Origin of the sequence: Microcoleus sp. CAWBG27 (genome assembly GCF_020883145.1) — a bacterium.
Classification (GTDB): domain Bacteria; phylum Cyanobacteriota; class Cyanobacteriia; order Cyanobacteriales; family Microcoleaceae; genus Microcoleus.
Map to the genome: position 1 here is coordinate 30,593 of NZ_JAHREU010000079.1, position 2,179 is coordinate 32,771.

Annotated in this window: 2 protein-coding genes; both read right to left on the reverse strand. The window is 42.7% G+C overall.

The genetic code is table 11. The features are described 5' to 3' along the window. Positions 1-87: 87 nt before the first annotated feature. On the reverse strand, positions 88-1,176 hold the full coding sequence (gene cax / locus QZ938_RS28890; protein ID WP_293355228.1) for a calcium/proton exchanger: 1,089 nt from the start codon (positions 1,174-1,176) through the stop codon (positions 88-90). 111 nt (positions 1,177-1,287) lie between these two features. After that, positions 1,288-1,746, reverse strand: coding sequence for a hypothetical protein (locus QZ938_RS28895; protein WP_293340478.1), 459 nt, complete (start codon positions 1,744-1,746; stop codon positions 1,288-1,290). Positions 1,747-2,179 lie beyond the last annotated feature (433 nt).

Here is a 2,179-nt window from a genome sequence, read left to right on the forward strand (position 1 = left end):
CCTTTCTTTAGCCAATTAGCAGCAAAGACTAAAGTCCTGACTAGCAACCTATTTTATTAGGACTAAAGTCCTCACTACCAACCTGGTTCAAGTAACAGGGTGAAAGTAAAATGCCGCAGCTAACACAATATATGTTGCCAAAAGTAGCACTCCTTCCAGCCAATTAGATCGCCCGTCAAGACTAATTAGATTAGCGATTGTCACCGCAATGGCAACTGCAACCACTTCAAACGGATTAAAGTTTAAATCCATCGGCTGATGAATCACAATACCGATAATCACCAACACCGGCGCTACCAGCAAAGCAACTAGCAAACTCGAACCCATCGCCACGGAAACTGACAAATCCATATTATTTTTCATCGCCACTCCCACCGCCGTTACGTATTCCGCCGCACCGCCCACAATCGGCAACAAAATTACACCTGTAAACAGTGGTGTTAATCCCAATCCTTTGGTAGTTTCTTCGACAACGCCCACGAAAATTTCTGATTCAAAAGCAACTGCAACTGTTGAGGCGACTAACACCCCTATCCACAGCCACAAATTCGGTTTGTGTGCAGTTTCATCAGTATTTTCAGCATCTTCTAACTCTAGTATGCCGACTTCGTAAAGATAGCTGTGAGTTTTTAAGGAAAATAGCAGGGTTAGTGCGTAAACTGCAATTAGGACGATCGCAGTTATCAACGAAAGATTCTGAATGGCTGCGGGTTCCACTCCATTCGACGTGTAAATTACCATCGTCGGCAGCAGAATCGCAATCACTGCTAGAGTCATGGTGGAACCGTTCACCCGGGCGATAATTGGCTTAAATTCTTGTTCTTTGTAGCGGATTCCCCCTAGCAGCATCGAAAATCCCATCACCAAGAGCAAGTTGCTGATAATTGTGCCGGTGATGCTGGCTTTCACGATGTCAATCAAGCCGGCTTTCAGGGCTACTATGGCAATAATTAATTCCGTAGCATTCCCGAAGACTGCATTTAATAAGCCGCCGATAGATGGCCCTGTGACGATCGCCACTTCTTCTGTTGCTGTGCTCAACCAAATCGCCAGAGGTATAATGCCTAGGGCGGATGTGATGAAAACTACCAGGGAACCCCAGTGCAAATATTCGGCCGCGATGGAAATGGGGATGAAAATTAACAGGGCTATGGAAAGAATTTTTTTGATTGACATAGGGATTCGGATGGTGTATTGAAGGTGAGTTCGAGTTGCCAGGGCGATCGCCAAATTGATTTTATATCAATACGCTTGGGATAAGAAGACCGGGCTGTTTCAAGCGCCGTGTTATCGGAGAAACAGTGCACCATCATTCCGAATGCTTAAAGATCTTTTATCCAAACCTAAATCATTTGTCTCGTCTAATCTTACTTCTACTGTGCCTTCACCAACCGGTTTTAAACTCGCTTTCAAGAATGCGCCGTCTAGTCGCCTAAATACAATGGATGCAGGTAGTGTCAATGCTTGCAGCGCGACTGTTGAATTTTCGGCTAAGGTGCGGCGGTTAGTTTGTCCAACTACTTGATAAAATAGTCGATCGCTGGTTTTATTCGTTAATCTCACATTAGCTTTGCCATTAACGGGAACCATCTTGCCGTCTGGAACTCTTTCTGGTTCGTTAGCTTGGGCAATTTCCCTCGCAAAACTCGCATTGTCACCCAAAGGTAAAAAGCTGTTGCCTGCTAGGGCTAAGGTGACAGCCAGCAGGCTTGCTAGACTGGTTTTGTCGATCGCTAGTTTGCACATTTTTTGATTGACTTTTGATCTAAAAATTCTAACAAGCAATTTTACCTGATGCTGCTCTCTTCTGGCAAGTCGCCTCAGAAATCAATCCGAGCTTTTCATAGCTGACGCCTTGATTGTGAAAAATAAAATTGAATATCATACAAATTTATATAAATATAAAAAAATATATTTTTCCTCATTCTAAAAATTAGGTACGTTGTTGGGCTTTAGCCCTTCTTAGATTTATTACTTAGCAAGTTACGCCCCTAAAAACTGCATTTACGAATTATGTCTCATCTACCTGATAAAAAAGATAATACAAATGATATATAGCCTTTCTCAGAAAGATGAGGTACAATGTTACTGACACTTACTCATGATGATTAAACAGAGAAGACACGATCTAATTAACTACAGTTACATGGTTCAGTAAACCAGGCGAAAGCGATAGAAC

Bases quoted from the DNA above. Each gene is read 5' to 3' on its own strand.
- cax (WP_293355228.1), bottom strand. From the start codon at position 1,176: ATGTCAATCAAAAAAATTCTTTCCATAGCCCTGTTAATTTTCATCCCC.
- QZ938_RS28895 (WP_293340478.1), bottom strand. From the start codon at position 1,746: ATGTGCAAACTAGCGATCGACAAAACCAGTCTAGCAAGCCTGCTGGCT.